The following is a 17030-nucleotide window of genomic DNA, read 5'->3' on the forward strand; positions in this document are numbered from 1 at the left end:
CCCGCCGTTCGCCCGGATGTGTCGCGATCACCGGTGTCACCTGCGAGGTTGGCGTGGGGCCGGTGTGAAAACCCTGTGGAAGCGGTGTCGGTGGCGCGCCCTATGATGCGCCGGACGATCACGCGGGACCTGGGGAGGGCGCGACATGTTCGGAAAATTGTTCGGCAGGGGCGAGGGCGGACCGGGGGCGGATCCGCACGCCCTGCCGGCGCCGCGCAGGAAGAACGGGACGTACGTCCTGCGCGCCCTCGGGGACACGCGTGTGCTGGCCGTCGTGGAGGCCGCGGACACGGGTGACTGGGAGGCGGTCAGGACGGCCCTCGCCCCCTTCGACCTGGGCCGCGACCACCACGTCCTCGGCCAGCTGGCCGACCTGGACGGGGTGCAGGACTGGATCGGCCGCGCCGTCGAGGAGGACAAGGAGCACCGGGCCCTGGCCCTGCTGATCTCCGGGGCGCGGCACGTCAACTGGGGCTGGGAGGCCCGGACCAGCGCGCGCGCCGCGGACGTCACGCGCGAGCAGTGGCAGATCTTCCACGAGCGGCTCCGCGTCGCCGAGCGGCAGCTCTTCGAGGCCGCCGAGCTGCGTCCGGACTGGATCACCCCGTGGCGCCGACTGCTCACCTCCGCACGCGGCATGTCGCTCGGTTCCCCGGTCGCGGAGGTCCGGCGCGACGCCGCCCTGCGCCGTGACCCGCTCGACCTGGAGGTCCACCTCGAATGGCTGTCCCAGCTCCAGCCCCGCTGGGGCGGCGAGCCGGGGGAGGCCCTGGAGTACGCCCGCGCGGCGTTCGCCGCCGCACCCGACGGCCACCGGCTCGGCTGTGCCGTCGCCATGGCGTACATCGAGGAGTGGGTGGAGTCCGACGACAGCGCCTGCCTGCAGCGGCCCGCGGTCCGGGCCGAGTTGAGGCAGGCGGCGGAGCGCAGCATCCTGCACCACGCCTACGAGCGCCGCCTGGGCTGGCAGGGCGACTACAACATCTTCGCCATGGCCCTGTCCCTGGCCGGGAGCAGCACCGCGTCCAACGTCTTCCGCGAGCTGGAGGGCGCGTACACCGAGTGGCCGTGGACGTACATGTCCGAGCCGCAGGAGGCGTACGCGCGCTTCCGCAAGGCCTTCTGAGCCCCGGCTCGCACCCTCCGCCGCCACCGCACGCCCTCACACCCCGGACCCCCGATGACCCTGCCCGAGAACACCGCCGACCGCACCTTCCAGGTGGACCTGCGCGGCCTCGTCGACCTGCTCTCCCACCACCTCTACTCCAGCCCCCGCGTCTACCTGCGTGAACTGATGCAGAACGCGGTGGACGCGCTCACCGCCCGGCACGCCCTCGAACCGGCCGCGCCCGCCGGCTCGTTCGGCATCCGGCTGTACGCCGACCGCTCCGTGGTCCGCGTCGAGGACGACGGCGTCGGCCTCACCGAGGCCGATGTGCACACCTTCCTCGCCACGATCGGCCGCAGCAGCAAGCGTGCCATGGGGGTCCCCCCGGACGAGCCCGTTCGAGGCTGGGGGAGGATCGCCGAGCAACGGGGCGACTTCATCGGCCAGTTCGGCATCGGCCTGCTGTCCTGCTTCCTGGTCGCGGACGAGATCCACGTGGTCAGCCGGTCCGCCCGCACGCCCGGCGCGCCCGCCGTGGAGTGGCGGGGGCGCGGTGACGGCAGCTACACCGTGCGCACCCTGCCCGCCTCCGCCCGGCCCGCCCCCGGCACCACCGTCACCCTGACCCCGCGCGCCGACGCGGGCGAGTGGACCGCGCCCGCGCAGGTGCGGGGCCTGGCACGGCACTTCGGCTCGCTGCTGCGGCACCCGGTGACCTTCGACGACGGCTCCGGCGGCCCCGCCGTGCCGGTCAACCCGGAGGAGGCACCCTGGGCGCGGACGTACCCGACGCCGGGCGCCCGGTCCCGCGCGCTCGCCCGGTACGGCGAGGAGGTGTTCGGCTTCGCGCCGCTGGACACCATCGAGCTGAACCTGCCGGCCGTGGGGCTGAAGGGCATCGCGTGCGTGCTGCCGGAGGCGGTGCCGGCCGGGCGCCGTCACGGCCACCGGGTGCACGTCAAGGGCATGCTGCTGTCCGAGCAGGCGGAGGAGATCCTGCCCGACTGGGCGTTCTTCGTGCGCTGCGTCGTCGACGCGGAGAGCCTGCGCCCGACGGCGTCCCGCGAGTCCCTGTACGAGGACGACACCCTGGCCGCGGTGCGTGACGCGCTGGCCGAGCGACTGCGCGCGTGGATCGCCCGCGTCGCCGCCAGCGACCCCGAGCTGCTGCACCGCTTCCTCCAGGCCCACCACCTGTCGGTGAAGTCGCTCGCCGTGCACGACGACGAGATCCTGCGGATGCTGCTGCCGTGGCTGCCGTTCGAGACCACCGACGGGCACTGCACGCTCGACGAGTTCTCCCGCACCCACCGCACCGTGCTGGTGACGTCCAGCGTGGAGGAGTTCCGGCAGGTCGCGGCGATCGCGTCGGCCGCCGGTCTCGGCGTCGTCAACGGCGGCTACACCTACGACCGCGAACTGGCGCACCGGCTGCCCGAGATCCGGCCGGAGGTGAGCGTCGCCGACCTCGACCCGGCGACCCTGACCGCGCACCTCGACCCGGTCGACCGGGAGACGGAGCTGGCCGCCGCGGCCTATCTGGCGCTGGCCCGTGACGCCCTCGCGGTGTTCGACTGCGACGTGGCGCTGCGCGCCTTCCAGCCGGCGTCCGCGCCCGCCCTGCTGGTCGACAGCCGGGAGGCCCGGCACGAGCGCACCCGCTCCCGGCTCGCCCGCGAGCAGGAGGGCGGCCTGTGGGGCGACATCCTGGGCGCCCTGCGGCAGGAGGCGCCGCGCGCCCAGCTGATCCTCAACCAGCTGAACCCGCTGGTGCGCACCGCCGTCGCGATCGACGAGCCGGAACTGGCCCGCACCAGCGCCGAGGCCCTGTACGGGCAGGCCGCGCTGCTGTCCCGGCGTCCGCTCAGGCCCGCCGAGTCCAGCCTCATCAACCGCTCCTTCCTCGACCTTCTCGCCCACGCCCTGCGCAAGGACAGCTGACGATGCAGACCCCGCCCCAGACCACCGACGAGCTGTACGAGGCGCTGCGGGAGAACGACCGCCTCCCCTACGGCCGTACCCGCACCGTCACCGCCGAGGAACTCGCCGAGGCGGCCGAGCTGTTCGGCGAGCCGGTGCCGCTGATCCACGCCCTGCTGGAACTCCAGGAGGCGTACACGTACGGCTCCGAGCCGCGGAAGTCGCCGGTCGTGTTCGCCCGGCTCCTGAACCTCTTCGACGAACAGCCGGACGTGTTCGACGACCGGCTGCGCCACCAGCTGTTCTGGCGGTTCAAGTGGGTCGCCGGCGCCCTGCGCAGCCTGCCCGAGATACCGCTGGCCGCCCTACGCCAGTGGCTGACGGAGATGCGCGACCGCTACGAGAAGGCCGGCCTCGACCTCCAGCCGTACTACGGGCAGGCCTACCGGCTCGCCGTCCACACCGGCGAGGACACCGTGTCCGCCTACGAGTTGTGGGCGGGCCGGGCCCGCGTCCCGCTCAGCGACTGCGAGGCGTGCGAGACCTGCGACCGCGCCCTGCACCACCTGGCGTCCGGCGACGACGAGCGGGCGCTGCGCACCTGGGAGCCCGTGCTGGCCGGCAAGGAGTCCTGCCAGGAGGAGCCGGCCCGTTCCATCTCGCACGCGCTGCTGCCGCTGCTGCGCACGGGCCGCACCGACGAGGCGCGCCGTCTGCACCTGGCGGGGTACCGCGGCTGCCGCCGCAACCCGTCGATGGCCGGGGAGGTCGGCCGCCACCTGGAGTTCTGCGCGCTGACCGGCAACGAGGCGCGCGGCCTGGAGCTGCTGGCGGAGAACCGCAACCTGTTCGACGAGGTGGACTCGCCGCTGGAGCAGCTCGACCTGCTCACCGGCGTGGAGGTGCTGCTCGCCCGCGTCGAGGCGCTGGGCCACGGGGAGCTGCCCGCCGCCGGGTTCCCCGGCCGGAGCTGGACGGTGGCGACGCTGCGCGCCGAGGTGCGCGAGCGCGCCGACGACCTGGCCGCCCGTTTCGACGCCCGCAACGGCACGACGGCGCACTCCGACCGCCGCGGGGCCCGTCTCGGCCGGGCGCCGCTGCTGGAGTCGCTGGAGCTGACGCTGCGCCCGCGCGCCCTGGAGGACGTGGCCCCGGCGCCGGCCGCTCCGGCCCCGGCGCCCGCCGAGACCCTGCCCGAGTCGCCGGCCGACCTGATCAGGCGGGCGCGGGAGCTGGACGAACAGGGGCACCCGGACGCGCACGCCTGCTGGGCGCGGCTGCGCGACCTCGTCTCCGCCCGCGACTACGTCCACCCGGACGACCCGGAGGTGGGCCCGCTGGTGCGGCTGCGCGCCGATCTGCTGGACGAGGAGGCGACGCTGGCGGAGCGCAGGGACGCGCACGAGGACGCGGCGGCCCTGTACGAGGAGGCGGCGGGGCTGTACGAGGACGCGGGGCTCACGGGTCACGCGGTGTTCGCCCGGGCGAGCGCGGTGCTGGCGGGGGCGCAGGTGCCCCCGCCGGGTGCGGACGCCGAGGGCGCGCAGCCTGAGGGTGCGGACGCCGAGGCCCGGGCCGCCGCCCAGGCCGCCGTGTTCACCGAGGCGCACGCGGAGCTGGTGCGGCTGCACGAGCAGGCGTCCGGGATCGCTCCGTACCTGGAGGCCCGGCTGCTGCGCCTGAGGGTGAGCGCGTGCGGCCTGCGGCTCCAGGCGTCCGGGGACGGGGCGCAGGCGGCCCCGGTCCTCGCCGAGGCGGAGCTGCTGTACGACTTCGCCACCCGGCACGGACTCACCGGGCAGATCGCCGCCGCCCGGCTGCTGCGGGCCACCACGCACGCCATGGCCGGCGACCTGCCCACCGCGCGCGCCGAGGCGGACGAACTGGTCGCGCTGCTGCGGACGGACGGGCCCGCCTGGCACCTGCCCCGCGCCCTCTCCCTGCGCGGCAAGATCCAGCTCGGCCTCGGGGACGCGGAGGCCGCCCACGCGAGCCTCGGCGAGGGGGTGCGGCTGGCCGCCGAGTGGCCCGCCGAAGCGGTCGACGCCCCGAACCTGCACGGCGAGCTGGCGCAGGCCTGCATGCACCTGGGCCGCCCCGGCGAGGCGCTGCGGCACCTGACGCGGTCGGCGGAGCTGGAACTGCGGGCGGGCAACCGGTTCGACGCGTTCTGCGCCTACAGCAACGCGGCCCAGCTCAGCCTCGACCTGGGCCGGACCGAGGACTGCATCGCGCTGCTCGACTCCCTGCTCGTCGAGCCGGACGTCGTCGACGGCGAGCTGGACGACCGGCTCGTCGCCCAGTTGCGCCTGACCCGTGCCCGCGCGCTGCGCGCCGGTGACGACCTCAAGGCCGCCACCGCGGAGTTCGTCGCCCTCGCGGCCGAGTCGGCCGGCTGGGACGACGACCCGGGGAGCCACGCCATGATCGCCGCGGAGACCGCCGTACTGCTCGGTGAGGCCGGGGAGTTCGGCAAGGCCCGGGAAGCGGTGGACCAGGCGCTGGCCGCCCACGCTCGCGACCCGCGGTTCGAGATGCTCAGCAACGCCCTGCGGGAGCTGGCCCGTCTCCAGGCGCACCAGCAGGGTCCCGGGGGCCTGACCGGCGCCCGCGCCTTCCTCGACGACGCCGGCCGGGTCGCCGACGCGGCCCGCGCCGTGGGCTTCGAGGCGCACGGCCGCTCCCTGGACACGGCCCTGGCCTACGAGCACGGGCGGGTCAACGCGTACGCCGGTGCGTACGACGAGGCGCTGGCCGCGCTGGAGAAGGCCCTCGGGCTGCTCGGGGAGCCGGGCGAGGACGCCGGCCAGGCCGGGGAGTGGGCGGAGTGCGTCCGCCTGGCCGGTGTCGTGGAGGGCGTCTACCTGGAGCGCACCGCTCCGGCCCTCGCGCGGATCGGGGCGGCGGCGGACCGGCTGACGGCCCTCGGCCACACAGAGCCTGTCGAGGAACTGACCGCTCTCGCGGCGAGGCTGCGCGACGAGGAGTGAGCGTCACGGCCCGGCCCGGCCACGGGCCGGTGACCGCGTCGACGGTCACCGGCCCGCGCGCTCTCATCGAGTGGGTCCGCTCAGCGGGCCCACTCCTCCCCGTGCCCCTTGTTCCAGCGCCACTGGAATTCGACTCCGCTCACAGACGGGACCGGACGAAGCGGACGTGACGTGCGGCGCGGCGCGGTTCCGTGAATTCACTGTGACGGTGATCTCGTTTACCCAGTGCTTCCGTACCGTTTGATGACCTTGTGTCATTTCCCCTGTGTGACGCGGAGGTCAAGGCCCGTCGGGACCCCTTGTGCAATCCGCGTAGACCGTTCAATCTTTCGGCTGGCGACAGGGAAATGCGATCGCGGTCACAGCGTCCGCGCTTGGCATGCACCTGACATGCGTGCGTCCGGCGACCCGGTACGGACGTCCGCCACGCGGCGCCTCACCCCCAGGAGGCGCGACCCCCACACTCCCCACCTGTCGAGGAGGAACCCTCAGATGGCAGTGCAGCGAAACGCCAAGCGCAGATCGATCGCCGGCATCGGCGCGGTCGCCGCGGCGGCCCTCACGGGCGGCCTGTTCACCGCTCCCGCCGCGCACTCCGCCGAGTCCCCCAAGGGGGCGATCGCCTACGCGGACGCGCCGAACGCGGTCGAGGGCAGCTACATCGTCACCCTGAAGCCGCACACCAAGGCCGCCTCCGCCAAGGGCAAGGGCCTGGCCGAGAAGTACGGCGCCGACGTCGAGCACACCTTCCGCGAGGCCGTCAACGGCTACACCGTCGAGGCCACCGAGGCGGAGGCCGCCGAACTGGCCGCCGACCCCTCGGTCGCCCTGGTCGAGCAGAACCGCGCCTTCACCATCCAGGCCACGCAGACCAACCCGCCGTCCTGGGGCCTGGACCGCATCGACCAGACCGCGCTGCCGCTGAACGGCTCGTACACCTACGACGACACCGCCGGCCAGGGCGTCACCGCGTACATCATCGACACCGGTGTGCGCGTCTCCCACAGCGACTTCGGCGGCCGCGCCCGCAACGGCTACGACGCGGTGGACGGCGACAACGTCGCCCAGGACGGCAACGGCCACGGCACCCACGTCGCCGGCACCGTCGCGGGCAGCGCGTACGGCGTCGCCAAGAAGGCGGACATCGTCGGCGTGCGCGTCCTGGACGACAACGGCTCCGGCACCACCGCCGGCGTGATCGCGGGCGTCGACTGGGTCGCCGCCAACGCGGTGCTCCCGGCCGTCGCCAACATGTCGCTCGGCGGCGGCGCCAGCACCACGCTCGACAACGCGGTGCGGCGCGCCATCGCCGCGGGCGTCACCTTCGCGGTCGCCGCGGGCAACGAGTCCACCACGGCGACCGGTTCCCCGGCCCGGGTGTCCGAGGCGATCACCGTCGGCGCGACGACGTCCACCGACGCCCGCGCCGGCTACTCCAACTACGGTGCGAACCTGGACATCTTCGCGCCGGGCTCCTCCATCACCTCCGCCTGGCACACCGGCGACAGCGCCACCAGCACCATCTCCGGCACGTCGATGGCCGCTCCGCACGTCGCGGGCGCCGCGGCGCTGTATCTCGCGGACAACCCGTCGGCCACCCCGGCGCAGGTCTCCTCCGCGCTGATCTCGAGCTCCGTGTCCGGCGCGGTCACGGGCCCGGGCACCGGCTCCCCGAACCGCCTGCTGTACGTCGGCGGCGACGGCGGCACCACCCCGCCGCCCGGCAAGACCTTCACCAACTCCACGGATTACCCGATCCGCGACCGGTCGACCGTCGAGTCCCCGATCACCGTCACCGGCGTCTCCGGCAACGCCCCCTCGGCCCTGCAGGTCCCGGTGAACATCGTCCACACCTACATAGGCGACCTGACGGTCCAGCTGGTCGCCCCCGACGGCTCGCTCTACACCCTCAAGTCCTCCGGCACCGGCGGCTCCACGGACAACATCAACACCACGTACACCGTGAACGCCTCCTCGGAGACGGCCAACGGCACGTGGAAGCTGCGCGTCACCGACGGCTACTCCGGCGACACCGGCTCCATCAACAGCTGGGGCCTGACCTTCTGAGGCCCTGACCACAGCGCTCCCCCCTCCGCCCCGGCACGGTCCACCGCGCCGGGGCGGAGCCCTGTCACCCACCGTCCGGACACTGACGTCGCGGGAACCGAGGCTGGACGTCGGGCACCCGAAGCCCAGGGCGCTGGAAGAGCTGACCGACGCCATCAGGTCGTCCCACGAGCGCATCGACGCGTGGGCCGAAGATGTCGAGCAGGCGTTCCCCGTCGTCCACGACGCGGGGTTTCAGCGCGGCATGGGCGGCCACCGGGGTGCTTCCGCCCGAGCACCGGAGCCGGTGGTCAGAACGCCGGCATCTCCCACATCAGCACCTCCGCCGGCCCCTCCGCCACCGCCTCCGCGTCCTTCTCGTCCGTGAGGCGGGCCGCGTCGCCCTGGTTCAGGGTCTCGCCGTCGAGGCGGACCGTGCCGCGGACCACGTGGAGGTAGGCGTGGGCCGCCGCGGGGACTTCCGTGCGCTCCCCCGCCGACAGCCGGCGGACGTGGAGCATCGCGCCCGCCTCCGGGAGGGCGTACGGCGTGGAGTCGGCTATGCCGCGGACGACCTCGTAGCGGGGTTCGCCGCCCGGCTTCAGGGGGGCCAGCCACATCTGGAGGAAGGTCAGCGGGGTGCGGCCCGCGTTGCGCTCCACGTGGCGGACGCCCGACGCCGCGCTGAGGCGCTGGAGGTCGCCGGGGCGGATCACCGTCTCGCGGCCCGTGGAGTCGCGGTGGGTCAGCTCGCCGGCGATCACCCACGTGACGATCTCGGTGTGGCTGTGCGGGTGCTCGTCGAAGCCGGCGCCCGGACCCAGGTGCTCCTCGTTGCAGGCGATCACCGCGCCGAAGCGCAGGTTGTCCGGGTCGTAGTGGGGGCCGAAGGAGAAGGCGTGCCACGACTCGATGCCCGCCGCCGGGTCTCCGCCCCTGTAGCGCTCGCTCGCTCGCCTGACGTCCATCACGCCCTCCACCGTAGGCCCTGCCGGAGGGGACGGGGACGGCGCACGGCCGGGGGCACCGGAGCCCGGACACGGGGCACGGACGCGGGGGCGGGTGCGACCCTGGAGGACGGCCCGCCGTCCGGATGAGGCAGTCTTGTCCCCGTGCCCGAACCCGAAACCACCACCCCCGGACCCGCCGCACGCCCCGCCCATCCGCACACAGCGACGCTGAAGCGGCTGGAGCAGTCCTCGGGCAGTCTCGCCGCCCAGGCCATCGCGCGGATGGACGAGACGCTGCCCTGGTACCGGGCCATGCCGCCGGAGAACCGTTCCTGGATCGGCCTGGTGGCCCAGGCGGGCATCGCCGCCTTCACCGAGTGGTTCCGGCGCCCCGACGCCCCGCAGGCCATCTCCACCGACGTCTTCGGCACCGCGCCGCGCGAGCTGACCCGGGCCATCACGCTGCGGCAGACCGTGGAGATGGTGCGCACCACCATCGAGGTGATGGAGACGGCCATCGACGAGGTGGCGGCCCCCGGCGACGAGAGCATGCTGCGCGAGGCGCTCCTGGTGTACGCCCGTGAGATCGCGTTCGCCACCGCCCAGGTGTACGCCCAGGCCGCCGAGGCACGCGGTGCCTGGGACGCGCGCCTGGAGTCGCTGGTGGTGAACGCCGTGCTCAGCGGGGAGGCCGACGAGGGCGCCGTGTCCCGGGCCGCCGCGCTCGGCTGGAACTCCCCGGAGCACGTGTGCGTGGTGCTCGGCACCGCTCCCGACGGGGACTCCGAGCTCACCGTGGAGGCCATCCGGCGGGCCGCCCGGCACGCCAAGCTCCAGGTGCTCACCGGGGTGCTCGGCGACCGGCTCGTCGTCATCGCGGGCGGCAGCGACAACCCGCTGGCCGTCGCGAAGTCGCTGATCGGCCCGTACGCGGCCGGTCCCGTCGTGGCCGGCCCCGTGGTGCCGGACCTGCTGGCCGCGACCCGGTCCGCGCAGGCCGCCGCCGCGGGTCTCAAGGCGTGCTCCGCCTGGCAGGACGCCCCGCGTCCGGTGCTGGCGGACGATCTGCTGCCGGAGCGCGCGATCGCCGGGGACCCCTCTGCGCGCGAGCAGTTGGTGGAGGAGATCTACAGACCGCTCGAGGAGGCCGGCGCGGCGCTCCTGGAGACACTCAGCGTGTATCTCGAACAGGCGAGCAGCCTCGAGGGTGCGGCGCGGATGCTGTTCGTTCACCCCAACACCGTTCGTTACCGGCTCCGACGTGTGACAGACGTCACCGGATGGTCACCCTCCGATGTACGCTCGGCGTTCACCCTGCGGATCGCACTGATCCTGGGGCGTCTGGCCGATGGTGATCTCCAGACCTAGCCTTTTTGTGGAGGGTCGACAAAACCCCCTCCGGTTCTTCGTCCTTGTCCTCACGGGCGGCCGCGCCCGTACGCAAGAGAGAGTGTGAGAGTGCTCGTACTCGTCGCTCCCGGCCAGGGCTCCCAGACGCCCGGCTTCCTGACCGAATGGCTCGAACTCCCCGGCGCCGCCGACCGCGTCGCCGCGTGGTCGGACGCCATCGGACTCGACCTCGCCCACTACGGCACGAAGGCCGACGCGGACGCGATCCGCGACACGGCCGTCGCCCAGCCGCTGCTGGTCGCGGCCGGGCTGCTGTCCGCCTCGGCACTCGGTGACATCGCCCCCGGCGCGGTCGCCGGTCACAGCGTCGGCGAGATCACCGCCGCCGCCCTCTCCGGCGTCCTCGACGACTCCGCCGCCCTCTCCCTGGTCCGCAAGCGGGGCCTGGCCATGGCCGACGCCGCCGCGGTCACCGAGACCGGCATGGCGGCGCTGCTCGGCGGCGACCCCGAGGTGACCCTCCCGCACCTGGAGAAGCTGGGCCTCACCCCGGCGAACGTCAACGGGGCCGGCCAGATCGTCGCCGCCGGCACCAAGGAGCAGCTCGACGCGCTGCAGGCCGACAAGCCCGAGGGCGTGCGCCGGGTCGTCCCGCTGAAGGTCGCCGGCGCCTTCCACACCCGCCACATGGCCCCCGCCGTCGACGCGCTGGCCGAGGCCGCCAAGGCCCTCACGCCCGCCGACCCGAAGGTCGCCTACGTGTCGAACAAGGACGGCGAGGCGGTCGCGTCCGGCGCCGAGGTGCTGGAGCGCCTGGTGGGCCAGGTCGCCAACCCGGTCCGCTGGGACCTGTGCATGGAGACCTTCAAGGAGCTCGGCGTCACGGCCCTGCTGGAGCTCTGCCCCGGCGGCACCCTGACGGGCCTGGCCAAGCGTGCCCTGCCCGGCGTCGAGACGCTGGCCCTGAAGACCCCCGCCGACCTCGACGCGGCCCGCGAGCTCGTCGCCGAGCACGCCGCCTGACGCCCTTAAGGAGCCGACCGCATGGCGAAGATCAAGCCCAGCAAGGGCGCCCCGTACGCGCGCATCCTCGGCGTGGGCGGCTACCGTCCCACCCGGGTCGTGCCGAACGAGGTGATCCTCGAGACGATCGACTCGTCCGACGAGTGGATCCGCTCCCGCTCCGGCATCGAGACCCGGCACTGGGCCGGGCCCGAGGAGACCGTCGCCGCGATGTCCGTCGAGGCGTCCGGCAAGGCGATCGCGGACGCCGGGATCGACGCCTCGCGGATCGGCGCCGTCGTCGTGTCGACCGTGTCGCACTTCGCGCAGACCCCGGCCATCGCGACCGAGATCGCCGACAGGCTCGGCACGGACAGGGCCGCCGCCTTCGACATCTCCGCCGGCTGCGCGGGCTTCGGCTACGGCCTGACCCTCGCCAAGGGCATGGTCGTCGAGGGGTCCGCCGAGTACGTCCTGGTCATCGGCGTGGAGCGGCTGAGCGACCTGACCGACCTGGAGGACCGCGCGACGGCCTTCCTGTTCGGTGACGGCGCGGGCGCCGTGATCGTCGGCCCCTCGCAGGAGCCGGCCATCGGCCCGACCGTGTGGGGCTCCGAGGGCGACAAGGCCCAGACGATCAAGCAGACCTACGCGTGGGACCGCTTCGGCGGCGACCTCGCGGAGCTTCCCCGGGACAGCAAGGGCGACCTCAAGCTCCCCGCGATCACCCAGGAAGGCCAGGCGGTGTTCCGCTGGGCCGTGTTCGAGATGGCGAAGGTCGCCCAGCAGGCGCTGGACGCGGCCGGGATCACCGCGGACGACCTGGACGTCTTCATCCCGCACCAGGCCAACGTGCGGATCATCGACTCGATGGTGAAGACCCTCGGACTGCCGGAGCACGTCACGGTCGCGCGTGACATCCGCACCACCGGCAACACCTCGGCCGCCTCGATCCCGCTCGCGATGGAGCGGCTCCTGGCGACCGGCGAGGCGAAGAGCGGCGACACCGCGCTCGTCATCGGCTTCGGGGCGGGTCTCGTCTACGCCGCGACTGTCGTTACCCTCCCCTAGGCACTCCGTGCCGGATCATGCTTCCGGTACAGGAGAAAGCACCGCCACACCCTCTGGAATCACAACGAAGGAGCGCCACCATGGCCGCCACTCAGGAAGAGATCGTCGCCGGTCTCGCGGAGATCGTGAACGAGATCGCCGGCATCCCGGTTGAGGACGTCCAGCTGGACAAGTCCTTCACCGACGACCTGGACGTCGACTCGCTGTCCATGGTCGAGGTCGTCGTCGCCGCCGAAGAGCGCTTCGACGTCAAGATCCCGGACGACGACGTCAAGAACCTCAAGACGGTCGGCGACGCGACCGAGTACATCCTCAAGCACCAGGCCTGAGCACGCGCGGGGCGTGAGCCCCGCCAGGGCCGGGAGTCCCCCGGCCCCGCCACCCGGCGGTGGCGCCGTACGCATCCTCGTCAATCGTTGGAGAAAGAATTCCGATGAGCTCGACCAATCGCACTGTGGTCGTCACCGGTATCGGCGCAACCACACCGCTGGGTGGCGACGCGGCCTCGACCTGGGAAGGCCTCGTCGCCGGACGGTCCGGCGTGAAGCTCCTGGAGCAGGAGTGGGCCGCCGAGCAGGCGGTCCGTATCGCGGCCCCGGTGGCCGTGGAGCCCACCGAGGTCATCCCCCGGCCGCAGGCCCGCCGCCTGGACCGCTCGGCGCAGTTCGCGCTGGTCGCGGCCAAGGAGGCCTGGGCGGACGCCGGCTTCGAGGGCAAGGCCGGCGAGATCCCGGACGTCGACCCCGACCGGCTGGGCGCGGTGATCGCCTCCGGCATCGGCGGTGTGACGACCCTGCTGGACCAGTACGACGTGCTGAAGGAGAAGGGCGTCCGCCGCGTCTCCCCGCACACCGTCCCCATGCTGATGCCGAACGGCCCGTCCGCGAACGTCGGTCTCGCGGTGGGCGCCCGCGCGGGCGTGCATACCCCGGTGTCCGCGTGCGCCTCGGGCGCGGAGGCCATCGGCTACGCCATCGAGATGATCCGCACCGGGCGCGCCGACGTCGTCGTCGCGGGCGGCACGGAGGCGGCGATCCACCCGCTGCCGATCGCCGCGTTCGGCAACATGATGGCGATGTCCAAGAACAACGACGACCCGCAGGGCGCCTCGCGCCCCTACGACCTCGCCCGGGACGGCTTCGTCATGGGCGAGGGCGCGGGTGTGGTCGTCCTGGAGTCCGCCGAGCACGCCGCCGCGCGCGGCGCCCGCGTCTACGCGGAGGCGGTCGGCCAGGGCATCTCCGCCGACTCGCACGACATCGTGCAGCCGGAGCCGGAGGGGCGGGGCATCTCGCACGCCCTGCAGAACCTGCTGGACCGCACGGACCTGAACCCGGCGGAGATCGTGCACGTGAACGCGCACGCCACGTCGACGCCGGCGGGTGACATCGCCGAGCTGAAGGCGCTGCGGAAGGTGTTCGGGGACGACGCGGATCACTTCGCGGTGTCCGCGACGAAGTCGATGACCGGACACCTGCTGGGCGGCGCCGGTGGTGTGGAGTCGGTCGCGACCGTGCTGGCGCTGTACCACCGGGTGGCTCCGCCGACGATCAACGTGGAGAACCTGGATCCTGAGGCCGAGGCGAACGCGGATGTCGTTCGCGGTGAGGCGCGGAAGCTGCCCGCCGACGGGCGGATCGCCGCGTTGAACGACTCGTTCGGGTTCGGGGGGCACAACGTGGTGTTGGCGTTCCGGACGGTTTGACCGCCCCCAGGGGCGGTTCGTGGAAGGGGTTCACCTCTGGGGAGGTGGGCCCCTTCCGGTTCTTCTGCGGGTCGCCGGCGTGCCGGGGGGCGGGGGTTCGCGCAGTTCCCCGCGCCCCTCAGACGACCTGGTGGAGCCAGCGGACCGGGGCGCCTTCGCCTGCGTAGCGGAAGGGTTCGAGTTCGTCGTCCCAGGGCTTGCCGAGGAGTTTGGCGATCTCCGACTCCAGGTCGGTGTCCTCCGTGCGGGAGCGGACCAGGGCGGCGCGCAGGCGGTCCTCCGGGACGAGGATGTCGCCGTGGATGCCGGTGACGGCGTGGAAGATGCCGAGGTCGGGGGTGCAGCTGTAGCGTTCGCCCTCGGCGGCGGGGCACGGTTCGGAGGTGACCTCGAAGCGCAGCATCTGCCAGCCGCGCAGCGCGGAGGCGAGCTTGGAGGCGGTGCCGGCCTGGCCCTGCCAGGAGAACTCCGAGCGCCAGGTGCCGGGGGCGGCCGGCTGGCGGATCCAGTCGAGGCTGACGCGCGTGCCGAGCACCCCGGCGACGGCCCACTCGACGTGCGGGCACAACGCGCGCGGCGCGGAGTGCACGTACAGAACTCCACGAGTCGTCACCGGAACCTCCGGGCTGAGCGGGTCGTCTTCGATCGGGCGGAACGGTCACGGCCCGGCGGGCCGCGTTGAGGGCGAGGCTACCGTGCGACGGAGCCAGGGGTGTGACGGACCGTCCGTCCCGGTGACGGGAAAGTCGTGCCGTTCACCCGGCAGGACGCCTGTGCGGGCGCCGGGGTTCATCGCCGGGCGGGCCCCTCGGAGGAGCGGGAACTCCCGTGCGTTGTTATGGGTTGGGGGACGGCACGGACGAGGCGGGACGCTCGGGGAGGCGGCGGATGGGGCAGGCGACGTGGAGGCGGGGACGCCGTGCGCGGGCGCTGTGCGCCGCGGTGGCGGCCGTCGCGTTCGGCGTGGCGGGCTGCGACGCGGGCGGCGGGGAGGCTCCCGGTGCGGCCGCCTCCGGGACTCCGTCCGCCAGGCCGACACCGCTGTGGGACACCCGCCCGGACTCGGTGGCCGCGGTGGGCGACTCCATCACCCGGGGGTTCGACGCCTGCGCGGTGCTGGCGGACTGTCCGGAGGTGTCGTGGGCGACGGGTGACAGCGAGCAGGTCGACAGTCTGGCCGTACGGCTGCTGGGGCGGGCCGGGGCGGCCGAGCGGAGCTGGAACCACGCGGTGACCGGCGCCCGGATGGCGGACCTGCCGGGGCAGATGGCGCGGGCGGTGCGGCGCGAGCCGGAGCTGGTGGCGGTGATGGTGGGCGCGAACGACGCCTGCCGGGAGAGCGTGTCGGCGATGACGCCGGTGGAGGAGTTCCGCGCGGACTTCGAGGCGGCGATGCGCACCCTGCGCGAGGCGCTGCCGAAGGCGCAGGTGTACGTGGCGAGCGTGCCGGACCTGAAGCGGCTGTGGTCGCAGGGGCGGACCAGCGAGCTGGGCAGGCGGATCTGGAAGCTGGGCATCTGCCCGTCGATGCTGGGCGACGCGGACGCGCTGGACGCGGCGGCGACCGAGCGGCGGGCGACGGTGCAGCGGCGTGTGGAGGACTACAACGAGGTGCTGCGCGAGGTGTGTGCGAAGGACAGCCGGTGCCGCACCGACGGGGGCGAGGTGTACGCGTACCGGTTCGGCACCGCGGAGCTGAGCCGCTGGGACTGGTTCCACCCGAGCGTCGACGGGCAGGCCAAGCTCGCCGAGATCGCCTACCGGACGGTCACGGCGCCGGGGCCGTGACCTATCGTTCCGCACATGAACGAACTCTTCGGCACACTTCCCGACGGCACGCCGGTGCACCGGTGGACCCTGGAGCGGGCGGGCGTACGGGTACGGATCCTGTCGTACGGCGGGATCGTGCAGGACGTCGAGGCGCCGGACCGGGACGGGCGGCCCGGGAGCGTGGTGCTGGGGTTCGACGGCCTGGACGGCTATCTCGCGCACCCGAAGCCCTTCCTCGGCGCCCTGATCGGCCGGTACGCCAACCGGATCGGGGGGGCGCGCTTCACCCTGGACGGCACCGAGCACGTCCTCGCGCCGAACGACGGGCCGAACTCGCTGCACGGCGGTGAGCGGGGCTTCGACAAGCGCGTCTGGGACGTCACGGAGGCCGGTCACGGCCTGCGGCTGTCGCTGGTCGCCGAGGACGGCGAGGAGGGCTTCCCGGGCCGTCTGGAGGTCGTGGTCACCTACTCCCTGGACGAGCGGGGCGCGCTGCACATCGCGTACGAGGCGGTGACGGACGCGCCGACGCATGTGAACCTGACGAACCACACGTACTGGAACCTGGCCGGTTCCGGCACCGCGGGCGGGCACGAGCTGCGGGTGGCGGCGTCCCGCTACACGCCGTCCGGTCCGGGGCTGATCCCGGCCGGCGAGCCGGCGGACGTCTCCGGCACCCGCTACGACTTCCGTGAGGCGCGCGAGGCGGGCGGCGGTTACGACGACAACTTCGTGCTGGACAAGGGGGTGACGCCGGCGCCCGAGGAGGTGGCCGAGCTGTACGACCCCGTCTCGGGCCGGGCGCTGACGGTGGCGACGACCGAGCCGGGCATGCAGGTGTACACCGCGGACCACATCGGGGAGCCGTTCGAGCCGGGTGCGGGCATCGCGCTGGAGACGCAGCACTTCCCGGACTCGCCGAACCGTCCGGAGTTCCCGAGCACGGTGCTGAGGCCGGGCGAGGTGTTCCGCTCCGAGACGGTGTACGGCTTCTCCGCGCGGTAGCGGCGGCCCTCCGCGCGGGGTCCGGACACAGCGGGGTCCGGACCCGCATGAGCCCCGGTCCGGGGTCAGGGTCCCGGGCCGGGGCTGTTCATGGGTTACCCCGCCGGGACCCG

General features: G+C 73.5%; 13 protein-coding genes. 11 read left to right on the plus strand and 2 right to left on the minus strand.

Annotation, left to right across the window (positions count from 1 at the left end; translation table 11 throughout):
* Positions 1 to 145 precede the first annotated feature (145 nt).
* The 4 genes from ACIQ8B_RS02235 to ACIQ8B_RS02250 all read left to right on the plus strand — a co-directional run bounded on the left by ACIQ8B_RS02235 (position 146) and on the right by ACIQ8B_RS02250 (position 8085).
* The gene (locus ACIQ8B_RS02235; RefSeq protein ID WP_403544621.1) at positions 146 to 1126 is read left to right on the plus strand and encodes a hypothetical protein; all 981 of its coding nucleotides are present in this window, start codon (positions 146 to 148) and stop codon (positions 1124 to 1126) included.
* 54 nt (positions 1127 to 1180) lie between these two features.
* Positions 1181 to 3049, plus strand: a complete 1869-nt coding sequence (locus ACIQ8B_RS02240; protein ID WP_403544623.1) for an HSP90 family protein — start codon at positions 1181 to 1183, stop codon at positions 3047 to 3049.
* Between the two features lie 2 nt (positions 3050 to 3051).
* The gene (locus tag ACIQ8B_RS02245) at positions 3052 to 6018 is read left to right on the plus strand and encodes a hypothetical protein (RefSeq protein ID WP_403544625.1); all 2967 of its coding nucleotides are present in this window, start codon (positions 3052 to 3054) and stop codon (positions 6016 to 6018) included.
* 492 nt (positions 6019 to 6510) lie between these two features.
* A complete protein-coding gene (locus ACIQ8B_RS02250; RefSeq protein WP_403544627.1) occupies positions 6511 to 8085 on the plus strand; it encodes a S8 family serine peptidase in 1575 nt (524 codons plus the stop codon).
* Between the two features lie 290 nt (positions 8086 to 8375).
* Here ACIQ8B_RS02250 and ACIQ8B_RS02255 read toward each other — a convergent pair whose 3' ends face one another.
* Positions 8376 to 9032, minus strand: coding sequence for a pirin family protein (locus ACIQ8B_RS02255; RefSeq protein ID WP_403544629.1), 657 nt, complete (start codon positions 9030 to 9032; stop codon positions 8376 to 8378).
* 144 nt (positions 9033 to 9176) lie between these two features.
* On the opposite strand from ACIQ8B_RS02255, the gene fasR reads away from it, so the two are divergent.
* The 5 genes from fasR (at position 9177) to fabF (ending at position 14142) form a co-directional block, all read left to right on the plus strand.
* A complete protein-coding gene (gene fasR / locus ACIQ8B_RS02260) occupies positions 9177 to 10382 on the plus strand; it encodes a fatty acid biosynthesis transcriptional regulator FasR (RefSeq protein WP_106414391.1) in 1206 nt (401 codons plus the stop codon).
* A gap of 90 nt (positions 10383 to 10472) precedes the next feature.
* Positions 10473 to 11387 carry an ACP S-malonyltransferase gene (locus ACIQ8B_RS02265; RefSeq protein WP_403544632.1) on the plus strand — a complete coding sequence of 305 codons (915 nt, stop codon included), beginning with the start codon at positions 10473 to 10475 and terminating at the stop codon, positions 11385 to 11387.
* Between the two features lie 21 nt (positions 11388 to 11408).
* On the plus strand, positions 11409 to 12437 hold the full coding sequence (locus ACIQ8B_RS02270) for a ketoacyl-ACP synthase III (RefSeq protein WP_403544634.1): 1029 nt from the start codon (positions 11409 to 11411) through the stop codon (positions 12435 to 12437).
* Between the two features lie 80 nt (positions 12438 to 12517).
* The gene (locus tag ACIQ8B_RS02275) at positions 12518 to 12766 is read left to right on the plus strand and encodes an acyl carrier protein (RefSeq protein WP_004988657.1); all 249 of its coding nucleotides are present in this window, start codon (positions 12518 to 12520) and stop codon (positions 12764 to 12766) included.
* 104 nt (positions 12767 to 12870) lie between these two features.
* Complete coding sequence (gene fabF, locus ACIQ8B_RS02280; protein ID WP_106414388.1) at positions 12871 to 14142, plus strand: beta-ketoacyl-ACP synthase II; 1272 nt, start codon at positions 12871 to 12873, stop codon at positions 14140 to 14142.
* A 118-nt stretch (positions 14143 to 14260) separates the two neighbouring features.
* Here the strand turns inward: fabF and ACIQ8B_RS02285 are convergent, their stop codons facing one another.
* Positions 14261 to 14755 (minus strand): DUF3145 domain-containing protein, encoded by a 495-nt coding sequence (locus ACIQ8B_RS02285; protein WP_290004625.1) that lies wholly within the window; start codon positions 14753 to 14755, stop codon positions 14261 to 14263.
* A 275-nt stretch (positions 14756 to 15030) separates the two neighbouring features.
* Here ACIQ8B_RS02285 and ACIQ8B_RS02290 point away from each other — a divergent pair, with 275 nt between their 5' ends.
* Complete coding sequence (locus ACIQ8B_RS02290; RefSeq protein WP_403544637.1) at positions 15031 to 15930, plus strand: SGNH/GDSL hydrolase family protein; 900 nt, start codon at positions 15031 to 15033, stop codon at positions 15928 to 15930.
* Positions 15931 to 15945: 15 nt separating this feature from the next.
* Positions 15946 to 16917, plus strand: a complete 972-nt coding sequence (locus tag ACIQ8B_RS02295) for an aldose epimerase family protein (protein ID WP_403544639.1) — start codon at positions 15946 to 15948, stop codon at positions 16915 to 16917.
* The last annotated feature ends 113 nt before the right edge of the window (positions 16918 to 17030 follow it).

Origin of the sequence: Streptomyces sp. NPDC096105 (assembly GCF_044763335.1) — a bacterium.
Lineage (GTDB): Bacteria > Actinomycetota > Actinomycetes > Streptomycetales > Streptomycetaceae > Streptomyces.

What these genes read in the sequence shown, in the direction of transcription:
- ACIQ8B_RS02235 (WP_403544621.1), top strand. Translation starts at nt 146, where the DNA reads ATGTTCGGAAAATTGTTCGGCAGGGGCGAGGGCGGACCGGGGGCGGAT.
- ACIQ8B_RS02240 (WP_403544623.1), top strand. Translation starts at nt 1,181, where the DNA reads ATGACCCTGCCCGAGAACACCGCCGACCGCACCTTCCAGGTGGACCTG.
- ACIQ8B_RS02245 (WP_403544625.1), top strand. Translation starts at nt 3,052, where the DNA reads ATGCAGACCCCGCCCCAGACCACCGACGAGCTGTACGAGGCGCTGCGG.
- ACIQ8B_RS02250 (WP_403544627.1), top strand. Translation starts at nt 6,511, where the DNA reads ATGGCAGTGCAGCGAAACGCCAAGCGCAGATCGATCGCCGGCATCGGC.
- ACIQ8B_RS02255 (WP_403544629.1), bottom strand. Translation starts at nt 9,032, where the DNA reads ATGGACGTCAGGCGAGCGAGCGAGCGCTACAGGGGCGGAGACCCGGCG.
- ACIQ8B_RS02270 (WP_403544634.1), top strand. Translation starts at nt 11,409, where the DNA reads ATGGCGAAGATCAAGCCCAGCAAGGGCGCCCCGTACGCGCGCATCCTC.
- ACIQ8B_RS02275 (WP_004988657.1), top strand. Translation starts at nt 12,518, where the DNA reads ATGGCCGCCACTCAGGAAGAGATCGTCGCCGGTCTCGCGGAGATCGTG.
- fabF (WP_106414388.1), top strand. Translation starts at nt 12,871, where the DNA reads ATGAGCTCGACCAATCGCACTGTGGTCGTCACCGGTATCGGCGCAACC.
- ACIQ8B_RS02290 (WP_403544637.1), top strand. Translation starts at nt 15,031, where the DNA reads ATGGGGCAGGCGACGTGGAGGCGGGGACGCCGTGCGCGGGCGCTGTGC.
- ACIQ8B_RS02295 (WP_403544639.1), top strand. Translation starts at nt 15,946, where the DNA reads ATGAACGAACTCTTCGGCACACTTCCCGACGGCACGCCGGTGCACCGG.